13 protein-coding genes and 2 pseudogenes are annotated in these 15,928 nt (G+C 72.2%); 9 read left to right on the top strand and 6 right to left on the bottom strand.

Features of this window, described 5'->3' with window-relative positions:
* Positions 1 to 179 precede the first annotated feature (179 nt).
* The 4 genes from OTB19_RS38075 (at position 180) to OTB19_RS38060 (ending at position 3,540) form a co-directional block, all read left to right on the top strand.
* Positions 180 to 797, top strand: coding sequence for a HutD family protein (locus OTB19_RS38075; RefSeq protein WP_267803372.1), 618 nt, complete (start codon positions 180 to 182; stop codon positions 795 to 797).
* A 113-nt stretch (positions 798 to 910) separates the two neighbouring features.
* Positions 911 to 1,891, top strand: coding sequence for a GlxA family transcriptional regulator (locus OTB19_RS38070; RefSeq protein WP_267803371.1), 981 nt, complete (start codon positions 911 to 913; stop codon positions 1,889 to 1,891).
* 49 nt (positions 1,892 to 1,940) lie between these two features.
* Positions 1,941 to 2,513, top strand: a complete 573-nt coding sequence (locus OTB19_RS38065) for a cysteine hydrolase family protein (RefSeq protein ID WP_420716993.1) — start codon at positions 1,941 to 1,943, stop codon at positions 2,511 to 2,513.
* Between the two features lie 166 nt (positions 2,514 to 2,679).
* On the top strand, positions 2,680 to 3,540 hold the full coding sequence (locus OTB19_RS38060; protein WP_267803369.1) for a hypothetical protein: 861 nt from the start codon (positions 2,680 to 2,682) through the stop codon (positions 3,538 to 3,540).
* Positions 3,541 to 3,606: 66 nt separating this feature from the next.
* Here OTB19_RS38060 and OTB19_RS38055 read toward each other — a convergent pair whose 3' ends face one another.
* The 3 genes from OTB19_RS38055 to OTB19_RS38045 all read right to left on the bottom strand — a co-directional run bounded on the left by OTB19_RS38055 (position 3,607) and on the right by OTB19_RS38045 (position 5,393).
* Entirely contained in the window at positions 3,607 to 4,008 is a 402-nt protein-coding gene (locus tag OTB19_RS38055) for a hypothetical protein (RefSeq protein WP_267803368.1), read from the bottom strand.
* 85 nt (positions 4,009 to 4,093) lie between these two features.
* A complete protein-coding gene (locus OTB19_RS38050; RefSeq protein WP_267803367.1) occupies positions 4,094 to 4,597 on the bottom strand; it encodes a hypothetical protein in 504 nt (167 codons plus the stop codon).
* Between the two features lie 202 nt (positions 4,598 to 4,799).
* Positions 4,800 to 5,393, bottom strand: a complete 594-nt coding sequence (locus OTB19_RS38045; RefSeq protein WP_267803366.1) for a GNAT family N-acetyltransferase — start codon at positions 5,391 to 5,393, stop codon at positions 4,800 to 4,802.
* A gap of 241 nt (positions 5,394 to 5,634) precedes the next feature.
* On the opposite strand from OTB19_RS38045, the gene OTB19_RS38040 reads away from it, so the two are divergent.
* On the top strand, positions 5,635 to 7,902 hold the full coding sequence (locus OTB19_RS38040) for a HelD family protein (protein WP_267803365.1): 2,268 nt from the start codon (positions 5,635 to 5,637) through the stop codon (positions 7,900 to 7,902).
* 79 nt (positions 7,903 to 7,981) lie between these two features.
* Here the strand turns inward: OTB19_RS38040 and OTB19_RS38035 are convergent, their stop codons facing one another.
* The 3 genes and pseudogenes from OTB19_RS38035 to OTB19_RS38025 all read right to left on the bottom strand — a co-directional run.
* Positions 7,982 to 10,039 (bottom strand): helix-turn-helix domain-containing protein, encoded by a 2,058-nt coding sequence (locus OTB19_RS38035; protein WP_420716992.1) that lies wholly within the window; start codon positions 10,037 to 10,039, stop codon positions 7,982 to 7,984.
* 32 nt (positions 10,040 to 10,071) lie between these two features.
* Positions 10,072 to 11,466 carry an MFS transporter gene (locus OTB19_RS38030; RefSeq protein ID WP_267803364.1) on the bottom strand — a complete coding sequence of 465 codons (1,395 nt, stop codon included), beginning with the start codon at positions 11,464 to 11,466 and terminating at the stop codon, positions 10,072 to 10,074.
* Between the two features lie 230 nt (positions 11,467 to 11,696).
* A pseudogene (locus OTB19_RS38025) lies at positions 11,697 to 12,016 on the bottom strand (DUF4232 domain-containing protein); the annotation flags it as partial.
* 625 nt (positions 12,017 to 12,641) lie between these two features.
* Between OTB19_RS38025 and OTB19_RS38020 the strand changes: the two are divergent.
* From OTB19_RS38020 to OTB19_RS38005, 4 genes and pseudogenes are all read left to right on the top strand, one after another.
* Positions 12,642 to 13,478 (top strand): SAM hydroxide adenosyltransferase, encoded by an 837-nt coding sequence (locus tag OTB19_RS38020; protein WP_267803363.1) that lies wholly within the window; start codon positions 12,642 to 12,644, stop codon positions 13,476 to 13,478.
* A gap of 211 nt (positions 13,479 to 13,689) precedes the next feature.
* A complete protein-coding gene (locus OTB19_RS38015; RefSeq protein ID WP_267803362.1) occupies positions 13,690 to 14,559 on the top strand; it encodes an ABC transporter substrate-binding protein in 870 nt (289 codons plus the stop codon).
* A gap of 10 nt (positions 14,560 to 14,569) precedes the next feature.
* Positions 14,570 to 15,469, top strand: coding sequence for an amino acid ABC transporter permease (locus OTB19_RS38010; protein ID WP_267803361.1), 900 nt, complete (start codon positions 14,570 to 14,572; stop codon positions 15,467 to 15,469).
* A pseudogene (locus OTB19_RS38005) lies at positions 15,466 to 15,801 on the top strand (ATP-binding cassette domain-containing protein); the annotation flags it as partial. The gene OTB19_RS38010 and the pseudogene OTB19_RS38005, both read left to right, overlap by 4 nt.
* Positions 15,802 to 15,928: the final 127 nt, after the last annotated feature.

The raw sequence follows: 15,928 nt of genomic DNA, 5'->3' as shown, positions 1-15,928 counted from the left end.
CCTCCCCACCGGCCTCCCCATCGGCAGTCCCGAGGACTGCCTTACCTGCGCCGGCACCCTCTACCTCGGCAGCCCGGCCTGACCGGCCCAACCCCCCTCCACGAACTTTCGCGGTGCAGCACTAGAGCGTTAGGCTCGGCCGGGCCCGGGAGAGCACCCGGGCCCGGAAGGGCGGGGCGATGACCAGCGGTACGGGCGGCGGGGCGACCGGCGAGGGAACGACGCGGATCCACCGGGCGGCCGACCGGTCGGCGGCGCCGTGGAAGAACGGCGGGGGCGTCACGCGCGAGATCGCCGTCTGGCCCCACGACGCGGACATGGACGGCTTCGAGTGGCGAGTCAGCCTCGCCGACGTCACCGCGGACGGCCCCTTCTCGGCCTTCCCCGGAGTCGACCGGGTCCTCACCGTCGTCGAGGGCGCGGGCATGGACCTGACCATCGCGGGCGAGCGCGCCCTCCTGGACCGACGCTTCGCACCCCGGCACTTCCCCGGGGACCGGCCCACCGACTGCCGCCTCCTGGACGGGCCCGTCGTCAACTTCAACGTGATGTACCGCCGGGAAGCGGCGACCGCCGAGGTCCGCGTCAGGACCGGCGACCAGGCACTCGCGCCGGAGCGCGGCGAGACCCTGCTCGTGGTCGCGCTGGAGGGGGACGCGGTGATCGACGGCCCCACGCCGGGAAGCACCGCCGCACTCGGTCGGCGCGACGCCGCCCTGCTGACGGGACCGGAGGTCCGCCGGCTACGGACATCCGGCCGCGCCGCCGTGGTGCGGCTGCGGTCGCGTTCCACCTGATCCCGAGCCACCCAGGGGCCCGTCCCCGCCTCCCCACGCTGCCGGGACGCCATGGCCGGATGTGACAGACAACCGTCATTGCGGCCATCGCGGCGGCCGACGACGATGGACGCATGCCCACGCCCCACCGGGTCGTCATCGCGCTCTTCACCGATGTCGACCTCCTCGATGTCACCGGCCCCGCCGAGGTCTTCGCCCTCGCCAACCGGGTGTCCGGCCGTCGCCTCTACGAGGTGCGGCTGGCCGCCCCCGAAGTCGGTCAGGTCACCACCTCCGCCGGCGTCCGCCTGGTCCCCGACCTGGCGTTCGCCGAGGTCGGCGCGGCCGTGGACACGCTGCTGGTCCCCGGCGCCGTCTCCCTGGGCGAGGAGGGCCCCGTCGCGCTCGTCGATCCGCAGGTGGTGGAGTGGATCGCCGCCACCGCGCCGCACGCCCGGCGCGTGGCATCGGTCTGCGTGGGCGCCCACCTCCTCGCGGCGGCCGGCCTGCTCGACGGCCACCGGGCGACCACCCACTGGTCCACGGCCGCGCAACTGGCCTCGGAGCACCCCCGGGTGGAGGTGGACGCGGACCCCATCTTCGTCCGCTCGGGCCGACTGTGGACCGGGGCCGGCATCAGCGCCTGCATGGACCTGACGCTGGCCCTGGTGGCCGAGGACCACGGGGAGGAACTGGCCCTGGGCGTCGCCCGACAGCTGGTGATGTACCTCAAACGCCAAGGAGGGCAGAGCCAGTTCAGCGTTCCCCTCAGCCGTCCGGCCGCCACCCGCAGGGACATCGACGAACTGCGGGCCCACGTCGGCGAACACCTCGACGCGGACCTGTCGGCGGCCGCGCTCGCGGCCCGCATGTGCATGAGCGAGCGTCACTTCGCCCGGGTCTTCCGCAAGGAGACGGGCACCAGCCCCGCCGCCTACGTCGAGGCGGCACGGGTCGAGGCCGCCCGGCGGCTCCTCGAAACCACCGACGACCCCCTGGAACAGGTCGCCTCGGCCGCCGGTCTCGGTTCGGTGGAAACGCTCCACCGCGCCTTCCGCAAACAGCTCGCGACCACCCCGGCCGCATACCGCCGCCGGTTCCGCACCACCACCTGACCGAAGGAATCCACCCACCGTGAACACCTCCAGCACCCTGCGCCAGGTCATGGGCCTCGACAATACGCCGGCCCGCCTCGCGGACTCCACCCTCCTCATGATCGACTTCCAGAACACCTACCGCACCGGCGTGATGGCCCTCGAAGGCGCCGAGCCCGCCCTCGAAGCGGCCGGCCGGCCGCTCGCCGCCGCCCGGGCCGCCGGAACCCCGGTGATCCACATCGTCAACGACGGCGGTGAGGGCACCCCCTACGACATTCGCGCCGAGATCGGGGCCATCAGCGCCGAGGTCGCCCCCCGCGACGGCGAACCGGTCGTGGTCAAGCAGTTCCCGAACTCCTTCCACGCCACGGAGCTGGAGAAGACCCTGACGGAACTGGGCGCCGGCCAGGACCTGATCCTGGCCGGTTTCATGACCCACATGTGCGTCTCCTTCACCGCCCAGGGGGCCTTCAACCTGGGCTATCGTCCCACCGTGGTCGCCGAGGCGACCGCCACCCGCCCGCTGGCCGGGCCCGACGGAACCCCGGTACCGGCCGCCACCCTCCAGGCGGCGAGCCTCACCACCATCGCGGACCTCTTCGGGGTCGTGGTCCCCACGGCAGCGCACCTCGCCGCCTGAGGGCCCCACCCGCGCCGTGCGCGAGGGTCCGGTGCCGGCCTCCGCGACCGAGTGGCCGGCCGAGGGGCGCGCGGCACGAAATCGCACCCATGTCGGGGGCGTTGATCGAGGGATTGGTGGCCGGAACCTCCTTTCGGCCGACCGCTCCGAGGGCCAGACTCGCACCATGACCGGTGACGAGTCCGGCCCTCCGCCGGAACCCGACGAGTACCTCGAACGCGTCCTGTGGGAAGCCTTCCGCGAGGCGTGCGCCACGATGCGCCGGCACGGCTCGCTGCCCGGCCGGGTCCGGGCCCAGCGCCCTCCCGAGGTGGCGCCCGTGGGAACGTTCCCCGACATCGGCGCCTCGGACACGTTGCGGGAACTGCTCGCGCGGGTCGGGGCCGAATGCGTGGTGTACGTCCACGAGTCGCCGGCCCCGCGCGGAACCGCCGGGCAGGACACCGGCCGACTGGTCGTCGCCGCGGCGGTCTGGCCGGGGGAGGGCCTCTCGGGGCTGCGCGTCTCCTCGTACCGGAGCGACGGCACGCTGGAGGAGATCACCGCCGAGGGGGTACGCCTGGAGGACACCCACCTCGACGTGCCGTGGCTGCGCGGCTGCCTGCCGGGAAGCGGTCGGGCCGATCCGGTCACGTCCCCGCACTCCGATCCGGCCCCCACCCCTGACCGCTCCCCGGGACCGGTCACCTCCCCGATGTCGGCCCCGGCCCGGACTCCGCGCGCGGGAGCGGGTCTCGTCGCGCTCGCCCTCGTGGGCCTGTTCGGATGCGTGACCGCCGTCCTGGGGGTGATCGGGCTGCTCGCCGGCACCTGGGACCGGCCCACCTGCGGCGGGCGGACCATGACGCCGGGCGACTCCTGCGTCAGGTTCGGGTCCACCACCACCTACGAGGAGCGGCGCGCGGCCATGGGCCACCGGCCGGACCCCGCCCTCTTCGCCCTCGGCGGGACGGCCGTCATGGTGGCCTGTGTGGTGTGGGGCCGCGGTCTGGACCGGCGGCACGGGAGGATCCGGGACGCGGGCTGAGCACCCCCCGCCGGTGGCGGCGACATGGCGTCGACCACGCCACCGGTGCGTGCGGCCGGCGGGGCGTCAGCCACAGCCGCACCCGCCACGGCCACCGCATCCGCCACAACTACCGCCGCAATCAGCGGACTTCTCGCTGCCGCGCTCCTCGCAGGCGGCGGCCGCTCCCGCGAGCACGGCGGTCGCCGCCACGGTCGCCCCCGGCAGGTACCGGTACCAGAGCGGCAACGCGGCGAAGAGGAAGGTCGGAAGCCAGTCACGCCATGACGTGCCGGCCGCCGCGCCGTGCCGGCCCGACACGAGGAACGCGCCGGCGACCAGGAACGCGAGGACCCGACTCCCGGCGACGGGCGCGAAGACGGGAGGCGGACCGGCCTCCCGGAGGCGCTCGGCCTCGGCCCTGTTCCAGACCGGCGCGCCCTCCGCGGGCAGCACGCCGGCGGGCAGCCGCTTGACGTGGTCGGTCACGACCTCAGTATGGGGAGCGCCCCGCCGGCGGGGGAACGGTGCTGCGCGCCCCGCCCTCGCGGGAGCGGGGCGCACCGATCCGGGGTCAGTGGAACAGCATGGACGCGTCCCCGGCCGGGGTGGTGACGGAGCCCGGGCAGAGGAAACTTCCCGAGGTCTTGGTCGCGGTGAAGGCCTGGTTGACGTACTTGCGTGTGGACCCGTCACGGTTCCACACGATGTTCGTCGCCTTGTAGCGACAGGAGATGAAGCTCTGCTTCCCGGTGATGTCGATGGCGTCGGTCTTCGCGAGTGCGGCCGCGTCGTCGAAGGTGAACGACGGGTTGTTGTTGAGGGAGGCGGTGATCCCGCCGCCGCAGGCCAGGTTGCCGCCGGGGGTGTTGACGGTGGTGCGGTCGACGCTGAGGGTGCTCGGGGGGTTGGCGCTGGTACGGGCGTTGGTCCAGGCGCAGGTGTTGCCCGCCACGACCATCACCCCGTCGACCCGCTGATCGGCGGTGGGTCCCAGGGCCAGTGCGGTGGTCGAGCCGCCGAGCACCAGCACGGCGGCCAGTACGGTGACGCGGGGCCATGTGGAGATCTTCCTCATGTCGCTCCTCTTTGCCACGTCCTTGTGGGGGTGTACGGCGAGGCGTGGGGGCCGCGCCGATCGGAACGTCCCACAGGGGTCTTGAAATGTCAGGCCCATGTCAATCAATTGGCCGGATGGCGCCACTGTGGCGTGAGACCGTGCACTGCGCCCGGTGCGCGCCGGCCGTCGCCGACCGGACGCGGCGCGCCCCCGGGTGTTGTCAGAGGCGGGCGCCGAGCCGGGCCTTGGCGTCCGGCCACTCCTCGGCGAGCAGCGAGAAGTAGACGGTGTCCCGCCAGGTTCCGTCCGGGCGGCGGCGGTGGCGACGCAGTACACCCTCACGCCGCGCGCCGAGTCGGGCGATGGCCGCCTGTGAGCGGAGGTTCATGTGGTCCGTCTTCAACTGGACCCGCCCCATGCCGAGTTCGTCGAAGGCGTGGGTCATGAGGAGCAGCTTGGTCTCGGTGTTGACCGCCGAGCGCCAGTGGGCGCGGCCGTACCAGGTCCAGCCGATCTCCAGCCGCTCGTTGGCGGCGTCGACGTCCATGAAGGTCGTCCAGCCGATCGCCTTGCCGCTCGCGCGGTGGATGACGGCGAAGGGGAGGTACGTGCCGCGTTCTGCGTCTTCGAGCAATCCGGTGAGCGTGGCGCCCAGCTCCGCCTCGGTGCGCGGCGCCACGCCTCCCTGCCAGCGCCAGATCTCGTCGTCACCGCCTCCGGCGGCGAACAGGTCGCCGAGGTGGTCCATCGACAGGGGGACGAGGGTGACGTGCCGGCCGGTCAGGGTGACGGGGGCGGGGATCTTCGCAGGCATGGCGACAGCCTAGCTTTACGAACTAGGAACATCAAATATATGCACTAGTGCAAAAGAGGGCGTAGGTTGCCCTGCCTCTGCATGGCCCCGTCGATCCACAGAAAGTCCGGGTGTGCAAAAAAGCTCCGAGCCGAATGGCGGCCGGAGCTTTCGTCTGAGGGGTATATTGGACGTTTCATGTTCGGTGAATCACGAACACGGAACAGCTTTACGAGGACATCGTACCGCGTCAGGAGTGGAATTGTCAACCGAAGAATTCCGTGTCGAGCAGCAATTCATCGACGGGATCTACGCCCGCCTCGATGGCCTGCGTGACCAGGCCGAACGCGCGATGAGCGGCGCGTTGGCCGATGTCGGGAGCGGGTTCCAGGCGCGGCTGGAGCGGGATGTGCTGGTCGCCGAACAGTCCGGTCTGCTTTCCGCCCTGGACTCGGGGGAAAACGGTCTCTGTTTCGGTCGCCTGGAGTTCTCCGACGGCCGGGACCACCACATCGGTCGTATCGGAATCCGGCAGGACGACAGCGAGCGCACGCCCCTCGTGCTCGACTGGCGCGCCGATGTCGCGCGACCGTTCTACCTCGCGACCGGGCACGTGCCGATGGGACTGCGCCGGCGCCGGCACCTCACCACCCGGGGCAGGGAGGTCGTGGCGCTGCACGACGAGATCCTCGACCTCGCCGACACCGAGCGCACCGGCCACGAGGGGGCCGACGCCGATGCCGTGCTGCTCGCCGCGCTCGGTGCGGCCCGGACCGGTCGGATGCACGACATCGTGCGGACCATCCAGGCCGAACAGGACCGGATCATCCGCTCCTCCCACCACGGGGTCCTCGTGGTGGAGGGCGGCCCGGGCACCGGGAAGACGGCCGTCGCCCTGCATCGTGCCGCCTACCTGCTGTACGCCCACCGCGAGACGCTCGCCAAGCGTGGCGTCCTCATCGTCGGCCCCAACCCGGCCTTCCTCGGCTACATCGGGGAGGTGCTGCCCTCGCTCGGCGAGACCGGTGTCCTGCTCGCCACCCCGGGCGAGCTGTACCCGGGCGTCCACGCCACCGGCACCGACCGCCCCGGCGCCGCCGCCGTCAAGGGCGACATCCGGATGGCGGAGGTCCTCGCCCGGGTCGTGGCGGACCGGCAGGCGCTGCCGGAGTCCGTACCCGCCGGTGCGGGCGAGGACGCCGACGTGGTTCCCGAGCCCGCCCTGGAGATCGACCACGACGACTACGGGACGCTGCTGCTCGACCGCACCATGGCGTACGAGGCCCGGGACCGGGCCCGTGCCACCGGGCTTCCGCACAATCTGGCCCGGCCCTACTTCGCGTTCCGTGTCATCGACGCGCTGACCGAGCAGCTCGCGGACCGCCTCGGCGCCGACCCGTACGGCGGACCCAACCTGCTCGGCCCCGACGACGTCGCGCAGCTCGGCAAGGAGATCGCGACCAGCGCCGAGGTGCACGCGGCCATCGACACCCTCTGGCCCCCGCTCACCCCTCTCCGGCTGATCTCCGAGTTCCTCGCGGACCCCGAACACCTCCCGGAGCGGGACGCCGAGCTGATCCGCCGCACCACGGACGACTGGACGCCGGCGGACGTCCCGTTGCTCGACGAGGCGGCCGAACTCCTCGGCTTCGACGACAGCGCCCGGCGCGCCGCCGAGGAACGCGAGCGACTGGAACGCGTCGCCTACGCCCAGGGCGTCCTGGACCTGTCGCTCGGTTCGGAGTCGTACGAGTTCGAGGACACCGAGAACGAGTTCCTCGCCGCGCACGACCTCATCGACGCGGAGCGGATGGCGGAGCGGCACGAGGAGGCCGACCACCGCAGCGCGGCCGAGCGGGCCGCCGCCGACCGCACCTGGGCTTTCGGGCACGTGATCGTGGACGAGGCGCAGGAACTCTCCGCGATGGCCTGGCGGCTGCTCATGCGCCGCTGCCCCACACGCTCCATGACGCTCGTCGGAGACCCGGCGCAGACCGGCGACGAGGCGGGCTGCGGCTCCTGGGAACGCATCCTGGACCCGTACGTCGAGAACCGTTGGGAGCTGGTGCGCCTCGGGGTCAACTACCGCACACCCGCGGAGATCATGGATGTCGCGGCCGCCGTGCTCCGGGCCCGGCACCCCGGTTTCGAACCGCCCGGGTCGGTCCGTTCCACCGGGGTGCGCCCCTGGGTGCGGGCCACGGACGACCTGCCCGGCGCGGTCGCGGAGGCCGTGCGCGTCGCCGCGCCCGCCGAGGGCCGGCTCGCGGTGATCGCCCCGCGCCCGCTGCACGAGGAGCTCGCGGGCGCGCTGCCCGGCGTACGGGCGGGCGAGGAACCGGACCTGACCCGCGACGTCGTGCTGTTGGAGCCCCGCCAGGCCAAGGGCCTGGAGTTCGACACGGTGATCGTGGTGGAGCCCGCGGACCACCAACCGAGCGACCTGTACGTGGCCCTCACCCGCGCCACCCAGACCTTGGGGGTACTGCACACCGGGCGCCTGCCGGAGGGGCTGGAGGAGACGCCGTAGGGGGTGTCCAGTCGATCGCGCCGGGCCGGCCGGCGCGCGGGGGAGGCGGGAGGGCGCCGGGTGTGGGCGCCGGGTGTCGTCATCGGCCCGACAAGCCGTGGAGGCGCAGGGCGAGTTGGAGTTCCAGGGCGGAGGCCGGGGAGTTCCAGTCGTCGCCCAGGAGCCTGCGGATCCGCTCCAGCCGCTGCACGACCGTGTTCACGTGGACGTGCAGGGCGTCCTTCGCCTGGGACAGGCTCCCGCCGTGGGTGTAGTACGCGTCGAGGGTCCGGACGAGCTCGGTGCCGCGCCGGTCGTCGTACGCGATGACCGGCCCGAGCACCCGCTCGACGTACCCGCCCACGTCGGCCCGGTCGCCGAGCAGCACCCCGAGGAATCCCAGATCGGGCAGGGCGGCGCCGTGGCCGGTGCGCCCCAGCGTGTGCAGGGCCTCCACGCAGCGCAGGGCCTCGGCGTGGGCGGCCGACAGCACACCCGGTCGATCCGCCGGACCGGCCGCGCCCACCGTGACGGGGGTCTCCAGTACGCGCCCCAGTTCCGCGGCCAGGGTCCGGGCGACCGGGCCGGGCCGGTCGTCGGGTGCGACGGCGGGCGCGACGAGCACCACGCGTCCCTCGTACACCCCCGAGAGCCCCCGCAGGGCACGTGCCCGGCGGGCCGTCTCCGCGGCGAGGCGGGCCCGTACGGCCTCTTCGCAGTGCAGGACCAGCACCGAGTGGGGCTGCGCCAGGTCGAGGCCCAGCCTGCGGGCCCGCAGGGTCAGGCTCCCGGCATCGCGTGCCCGGTCGCCGTCCTGCGGCGTCAGCAGATCGCCGAGGAGTTCGCCGCGCACCCGGTCCTCGGCCTCCGCTATGGAGCGCCGGAGCAGTAACAGCAGGGCGGTGACCAGCCCGGCGCGCTCGAACAGCCGCCGTTCGGAGTCGGTGAGCGGGGCCTGCCCGGTGAGCGGGCCCCGCCCGGTGAGGGCGATGCTGCCCAGGAGTTCGGGCCCGGCCAGCACCGCCCACACCCAGGTCCCGTCCACGGGGACGGCCCGGCCGCCCGAGCGGGACTCCGCGGCGCCCCGTACGGGCGGGGCGATCGGTTCGGAGGCGACCCGCGCGAGTTCGGTGCCGTCGACGTCGTGGATGACGATGCCCCCGCCCAGCAGGGCCGCGACCTCCCGGGCGAGATCCTCGATCTCGCCGCCGCGCAGCACCAGTTCGGTGAGCCGGTCGTGGGTCTCGGTGGCCAGCCGCATCGCCTCGCTGTGCGCGCGGACCGTCTCGTTGGCCTCGTTCAGGTCGACGAGCGCGGCGCGCGTCTCCTCCAACAGCCGGGCGCCGTCGATGGCCACGGCCGCGTGGTCGGCGAGGGAGGACAGCAGGGCCACGGCGTCGGGAGCGAAGGCGCGGACCGCCCGGTCCGCCGCGTACAGCACCCCGATCACCCGTGTGCCGACCCGCAGCGGGACCCCGAGGATGCCCCGGATCCCCTCCTCGCCGACGCCGCGGTCGATGGCTGTGGTGTGCCGGAAGCGGTCGTCGGCGCGGTAGTCGCTGCTCGCGTAGGGTCGGGCCGTCTGCGCCACCAGCCCGCCCAGCCCCTCGCCCATGCCGAGCCGCAACTGCTGGAAGGCGGCCGACACCGAACCGTCGGTGACGCGCATGAACGTGTCCCCGACGGCCGGGTCGTTGAGGGTCAGGTAGGCGACGTCGGTACCCAGCAGGGTGCGGGCACGTCGGACGATGGCCCGCAGTACGGAATCCAGGTCGCGCAGGGCCGCCAGGTCGCCGGCCGTGTCGAACAGCGCCGTCAACTCCGCTTCCTGACGCCGGTGTTGGTCGAGCGTGCGCCGGATGCCCAGCGCCGCCCGGGCGGCTTCCTCCACCAAGGCCGCGTCCGCCGCGCGGGCACCCCCGTCGCGTGCCCGCGCGGCGGCCGCGGTCAGGTGTTCGGCCGGCGCCCCCTCGGCCAGCAGGCGCAGCAGCCCGCCCAGGGCCGCGGCGGCCGGGTTGGAGTCGGGGCCGGTCGTGTCGAGGTCGGTCGGCCCTGGACCGGCCGGGTCGGGGCCGATCGCGTAGGAGGGGAGGGCGCCGGGGGTGGTGGCGCCGGGGTGGGTCGCGTCGTGGTGGTTCGCGTCGTTCACCAGGCCCATGCTGGCAGTTCCCGGGCGCGCGTTCGCCCCGGTCAGAGGATGTCGGAGGACTGGCCGGCGCGGGCGGGCGCTCGCCGCCGCGCCGGGGCGGTCGTGCCGCCGGGCGCCGTGAGATCCCGACCGCGGGTCTCCTTGGCGATGAACACGGTGAAGGTGGTGACGACGGCGGCGGCGCACAGGTAGACGGAGACCGGCAGCGAGGAGCCGTAGTCCTTGAGGAGTTCGACGGCGATGATCGGAGCCAGTGCCCCCGCGACGATCGAGGCGAGCTGCGAGCCCATCGAGGCGCCGGAATAGCGGACCCTGGTGTCGAACATCTCCGAGATGAAGGCGGCCTGCGGACCGTACATCGCGCCGTGCAGCAACAGGCCGACCGTCACCGCCACCGTGATCACCAGGAACGACCGGGAGTCCACCAGGGCGAAGAAGGCGAACGCCCACAGGGCCATTCCCACCGAGCCGATCATCGTGACCGGCCGGCGCCCGACACGGTCCGACAGCGCGCCCCAGGCGGGGATGGTGACGAAGTGGACGGCGGACCCGATCAACACGGCGTTGAGCGCCGTGCCCTTGGACATCCCGAGGTGAGTGGTCACGTAGACGAGGAGGAAGGAGGTCAGGACGTAGTACGAGATGTTCTCGCCGAACCGGGTCCCGATCGCCGTGAGCACCTCACGCCAACTCTTGCGGAACACCTCGACCACGGGCGCCTTCCGCGCGACCGCGCCGGACGCCCTCGCCTCGGCCGCCGCCTTCGCCTGCGCGGCGAGGAAGACCGGCGACTCGGAGACCGAGATCCGGATCCACAGACCCGCGATCACCAGCACCCCCGACAGGAGGAACGGCACGCGCCAACCCCAGGCGAGGAAGGCCGCCTCGGACTGCACGGAGGCGAGCAGCGCCAGTACCCCGGTGGCCAGCAGGTTTCCGCCGGGCGCACCCGACTGCGGCCACGACGCCCAGAAACCGCGGTGCTCGTCGCCCCCGTGCTCGGAGACGATCAGCACCGCACCACCCCACTCGCCGCCCAACGCGAAGCCCTGCACGAGCCGCAGGACCGTGAGCAGGACGGGCGCCCCGACCCCGATCGCGCCGTACGTGGGCAACAACCCCATGGCGAAGGTGGCCCCGCCCATCAGGAGCAGGCTGAGCACGAGCAGCTTCTTGCGCCCGACCTTGTCGCCGAAGTGCCCGAAGACGACCCCGCCGAGCGGACGCGCGAGGAAACCGATGGCGTAGGTGACGAACGCGATCAGCGTTCCGGTCAGCGGGTCCGCGGTGGGGAAGAACAGCTTGTTGAAGACGAGGGCGGCGGCGCTTCCGTAGAGGAAGAAGTCGTACCACTCGATGGTGGTGCCGATCAGGCTGGCCGCGACGATCTTTCTGATGCCGGACCGGGCCTGCGGAGCCGCTGCGGGGGAGACCATGTGCACCACTTCCAGGGGCCTGTGGGGACGTTCCGTGTCGGCACAACGTAGGAGTCCGCAGGTCGGCGGTATATGTGGCCGGTCATCACAATCAGGCACCTTCCTGTGTGCCCCGACGCCACAGCGCCGAAGCCGACGCCTCCCGTTGCCCTCGTCGCCCATGGCAGCGAGCGGGGCCCCGCGTCGTTCCCCCGGACGCGGGGCCCTGCTCGTGTCGATGCCCCCGAGGGTCAGCCGCCCTGGCCGGCGCTTCCGATCGGGCCGACCTTGACGGGGGAGCGTTGCCCTCCGTGACGGGCAGCGTGGCGGCGCCGGGCCACGCGAGGGTGACCGACTTCGTCTCGTCCGGCGGGGTCACGACCAGGCCCGTGAGGCGGACTCCGGAGCCGCCCGAGGTGTTGAGCGGGTAGGTGACGCCGAAGGAGACCGCGGCGCCCTTCTTGAGGGTGGTCGCGCCGGGGTGTTCGCCGGTGCGCTTCGCGGAGAGGGAACCCGAGGCGGTCTTCACGTCGACGCCCGCGTACTCGGAGAGCGTGGGCTGCCTGCTGCCGCACCGTCTTCGCCGTTCTGGCACGCCGTCAGCGAGAGACCGGCGGCGATGGCCAGGGCGGTGAAGGTGAGCTTGTGAACGCGCATCGTTGCTTCCTCGGAACTCGGCGGGTGGCATCGGCCGCTCGGGTCGGTGCGAGCGACCTGTTCTCGGCCACCCGTCCCCTGGGGCGGATCCGTGACGCGATTGATCTTGACCTCAAGCGGTGGCATGCCCTCCTCAAGCGCGAGCCGTCACGGAGTGTGAAGGATCAGTCACCACTGGGCGCGGCTCCCGGAGCGTGGCGGCCCGGTGGTTCGGGACGTCACCCGGGCCGGCCGAGGCGGAGTGTTCACGTGGTGGACGGCCGTTCCCGACGCTCCCACCTGCTGCTACAGTCCCGTCCATGCAGCACACCACCACCCTCGCCATGATGCGAATGATGCCCCCGCCCCCGGAGGCGCTTCGCTAGCGAAGCCGTGTGCGCACCAGCTGCGACGGACCCTCCGGAAACGGAGGGTCCGTTTTTTGTTGCCCGGACCGACCCGGAATCCGGGCCCGGTCGCCGTCAGCCCCGGTCGTCAGCTCCTCCGCCCCATCCCGCCACCCGACCCGCCCGTCACCGACAGAAGGCGAAGTACCCGCCATGTCCCACCTGCCAGTCGTCGCCCTCACCGACTGCGCCGATCCCAACGCGCTGGCCCGTCAGTCCGCCCGGATCGCCACCCTCTTCGGCGGCACGCCGACGGTCCTGCCGCTCGGCGGTCCGGACCCGGAGGGCGCCGCCGCCCTCACCCTGCTTGACCTTCTGCGCTCGACGGACCTGACCGGCGGGCCGACCCGGCCGGTGGTCGTCATGGTCAACATCGCCCCGCGGGACGGGCACTGGCCCAACGGCGTGCCGTTCTGCTACTTCCGGCACGGGCAGCACCTGGTCATCAGCACGGTGAACCACCGCGTCCTCGCCCCCTTGGTGACCTACCTCGGCCTGGAGGAGGTGCAGGTCACCGATGTCCGTGAGGTGCTGGAGGCCGCTGCCGCCGGGTGGGCCGAGCTGGCGGACACCGAGGTCGAGGAGATCGTACGGACCCAGTTCCGCAGCCTCTGGTACGTACCGCTGCTGGCCCGCTGGCTGGCGGACGGCCGCCCCGTACCCGCGCAGCCGCTGGCGGTGCGTCCGCCCGCCGAGGAGGCGGTGCGGGTCGCCGTCGTGGACAACTTCGGGAACTGCAAGTTGGACCGTCCCGCCGTCGAACTGCCCGGCTACGACGGTACGGACGGGCTGACCGTCCACAGTCGGCGCGACGGCCGCGGCGTCCGGGTGCGATGTTACGACCGGCTGCCCGACGTCCCGCTCGGCGAGCCCGGAATCACCGTCGGCAGTTCCGGGATCGGCTTCGCCGAACTGGTCGTTCGCGGCGGTTCCGCAGCCGAACTCTTCGGTCTGACCCAGGGCGATCAGGTGTTCCGTCTCGCCGGCTGACATGTGATCAGTGCGTTACCCCACGGCGGCCGGCGAGATCGACACCGCGCTCCACCGCCCGGAATGCTGAAACGCCTGTCCGGAACCCTCCCGCTGGTACGCCGCCGCCACGTGGACAACGTGCGCTGCGCCGCCGATCTGTGTCGCTGAGCGCACGACGTCGGCCCGTTTCCCGTACCCCCCGTTCTCGGACCCCTTCGAAGGACCCCTGATGTTTCGTACCCGCACCACCCTCGCGGCTTCCGCCGTCGCCGTCCTGCTGACGGCCGCCGCCTGCGCACCCCAGCCGGAAAGCCCCGCCGGCGCGGCCGGATCCGCCGGCCCCACCTGCACCACCGGCAGTCCCGGCCTCCACAAGAGCGGGCAGTTGACCGTCGCGACCGATTCCCCGGCCTACGCGCCCTGGTTCGACAGCAACACCCCCTCCAACGGGAAGGGCTTCGAAAGCGCGGTCGCCTACGCGGTCGCCGGAAAGCTCGGCTTCGGCCGGGACCAGGTGAAGTGGGTCGTCGAACCGTTCGCCCATTCCTACGCCCCCGGCGCGAAGAACTTCGACTTCGACATCAACCAGATCTCCATCACCCCGCAACGCGCGAAGGCGGTGGACTTCTCCACCAGTTACTACACGGCCGACCAGGCCATCCTGACGCTGGCCAACTCCGGCTTCGCGAAGGCCACTTCGCTGGCCGAACTGAAGGACGCCAGAATCGGCGTCCAGGTGGCCACCACCAGCTTCCAGGCGGTGCGCGACCAGCTCAAGCCCTCGCGTCAGCCGAGCGTCTTCAACACCACCAACGACGAGGTCAACGCACTGAAGAACGGTCAGATCGACGCGATCGTCACCGACCTGCCGACCGTGTTCTACCTCGCCGGCTCGGAGCTGGACAACGCCAAGATCGTCGGCCAGTTCGGCTACGCGGGCGGAACCCCCGAGCAGTTCGGGCTGCTCCTTCCCAAGGGCAGCGCGTACACCCCTTGCGTGAACCAGGCCCTGAGCGCCCTCAAGGCCGACGGCACGCTCGCCAAGCTCACGTCGCAGTGGCTGTCCGCCTCGGCGAACGTCCCCGAGCTGAAGCCGTAGCGGGCCGACCGTGGACCTCGTGAAGACGGCCGCGCGGCACCAGCCGGCCACACCGCCGAACGACACCTACCGACCGAGCGAACGTGAGCAGGAGCGGGAGCGGTTCCGCCGCTCCCGCAAACGGCGCCACACCTGGATCGCCGCCCTGTGCACCCTGCTCTGCCTGGTGGTGATGGCCACCGCGGCCGTCGCCTCGCCGGGCTGGGAGCGCGTCCGGAGCCTGTTCCTGGACGGCGCCGAGTTCCGGGACGCCTTCCCCGAACTCCTGCGGGCCTTCTGGCTCAACATCCAGATGTTCCTGATCGCCGAAGTGCTGATCCTCGTCCTCGGGCTGCTGATCGCCCTGGTACGGGTGACCCGCGCGCCCGGACTGGCGCCGCTGAGGCTGGCCGCGACCGTGTACGTGGACGTCTTTCGCGGCGTGCCGACCCTGCTCCTGGTCTTCCTCGTCGGATTCGGGCTGCCCGCTCTTAGGTTGCAGGGCACCCCCTCACAGCCCTGGGTGCTCGGAGTGATCGCCCTGGTCCTCTCCTACAGCGCCTACGTCGGCGAAGTGCTGCGCGCAGGACTGAACTCCGTCCACCCCGCCCAACGCAACGCCGCGCGGGCCCTGGGGCTGGGCGAACGACAGACCCTGCGGCACGTGGTGCTGCCGCAGGCCGTGCGCAACGTCCTCCCGCCGCTGCTCAACGACTTCATCGCCCTGCAGAAGGACACCGCGCTGGTCGCCGTCCTCGGTCCGCTGGAGGCACTGCGCGCCGCGCAGATCAAGGCGGACTACGACTTCAACTACACCCCGTACCTGGGAGCGGCTCTCTTGTTCATCGCGGTGACCATTCCGTTGACCCGCTTCGCCGACCGGCTCCAGCGTCGTGCGGCGCGGCGCACCTGGGCGGAGACGGGCCGATGAGCCTTCCGTTGCTGCGGATCCGCGGCGTACGCAAGCAGTACGGGTCGCGTCTCGTCCTGCGCTCGATCGACCTGGACGTCGCCGAGCACCAGGTCGTCTGCCTCATCGGCGGCTCGGGTTCGGGCAAGTCCACCCTGCTGCGCTGCGTGGACCTGCTGGACGTCGTCGACGACGGCACCATCCACCTGGGCGACAGCGAACTGACCGACCCCCGCCTGGACCCCAACGTCGCCCGCAGGCGCATCGGCATCGTCTTCCAGGCCTACAACCTGTTCCCGCACCTGAGCGTGCTGGACAACATCACGCTCGCGCCGCGCCAGGTCCACGGCGTCGACCCTGATGGTTAATTCGTGTGGCTGAGGGTGCTGGTGGGAGCGGGTGGGCAGGTTGTTCCTGTGTCGGTAGGGTCCGGCCGGGGAGGGGCTTGTTGTGTCGATGTCGCCGCGGTCGTGGCCGGAG

The organism is Streptomyces sp. H27-H5, from assembly GCF_026627505.1.
Lineage (GTDB): Bacteria > Actinomycetota > Actinomycetes > Streptomycetales > Streptomycetaceae > Streptomyces.
This window is presented reverse-complemented; position numbering and strand designations above follow the sequence as displayed.

Bases quoted from the DNA above. Each gene is read 5' to 3' on its own strand.
- OTB19_RS38075 (WP_267803372.1), top strand. From the start codon at position 180: ATGACCAGCGGTACGGGCGGCGGGGCGACCGGCGAGGGAACGACGCGG.
- OTB19_RS38020 (WP_267803363.1), top strand. From the start codon at position 12,642: ATGTCCCACCTGCCAGTCGTCGCCCTCACCGACTGCGCCGATCCCAAC.
- OTB19_RS38045 (WP_267803366.1), bottom strand. From the start codon at position 5,393: ATGCCTGCGAAGATCCCCGCCCCCGTCACCCTGACCGGCCGGCACGTC.
- OTB19_RS38050 (WP_267803367.1), bottom strand. From the start codon at position 4,597: ATGAGGAAGATCTCCACATGGCCCCGCGTCACCGTACTGGCCGCCGTG.
- OTB19_RS38015 (WP_267803362.1), top strand. From the start codon at position 13,690: ATGTTTCGTACCCGCACCACCCTCGCGGCTTCCGCCGTCGCCGTCCTG.
- OTB19_RS38065 (WP_420716993.1), top strand. From the start codon at position 1,941: ATGGGCCTCGACAATACGCCGGCCCGCCTCGCGGACTCCACCCTCCTC.
- OTB19_RS38060 (WP_267803369.1), top strand. From the start codon at position 2,680: ATGACCGGTGACGAGTCCGGCCCTCCGCCGGAACCCGACGAGTACCTC.
- OTB19_RS38070 (WP_267803371.1), top strand. From the start codon at position 911: ATGCCCACGCCCCACCGGGTCGTCATCGCGCTCTTCACCGATGTCGAC.
- OTB19_RS38035 (WP_420716992.1), bottom strand. From the start codon at position 10,039: ATGGGCCTGGTGAACGACGCGAACCACCACGACGCGACCCACCCCGGC.
- OTB19_RS38030 (WP_267803364.1), bottom strand. From the start codon at position 11,466: ATGGTCTCCCCCGCAGCGGCTCCGCAGGCCCGGTCCGGCATCAGAAAG.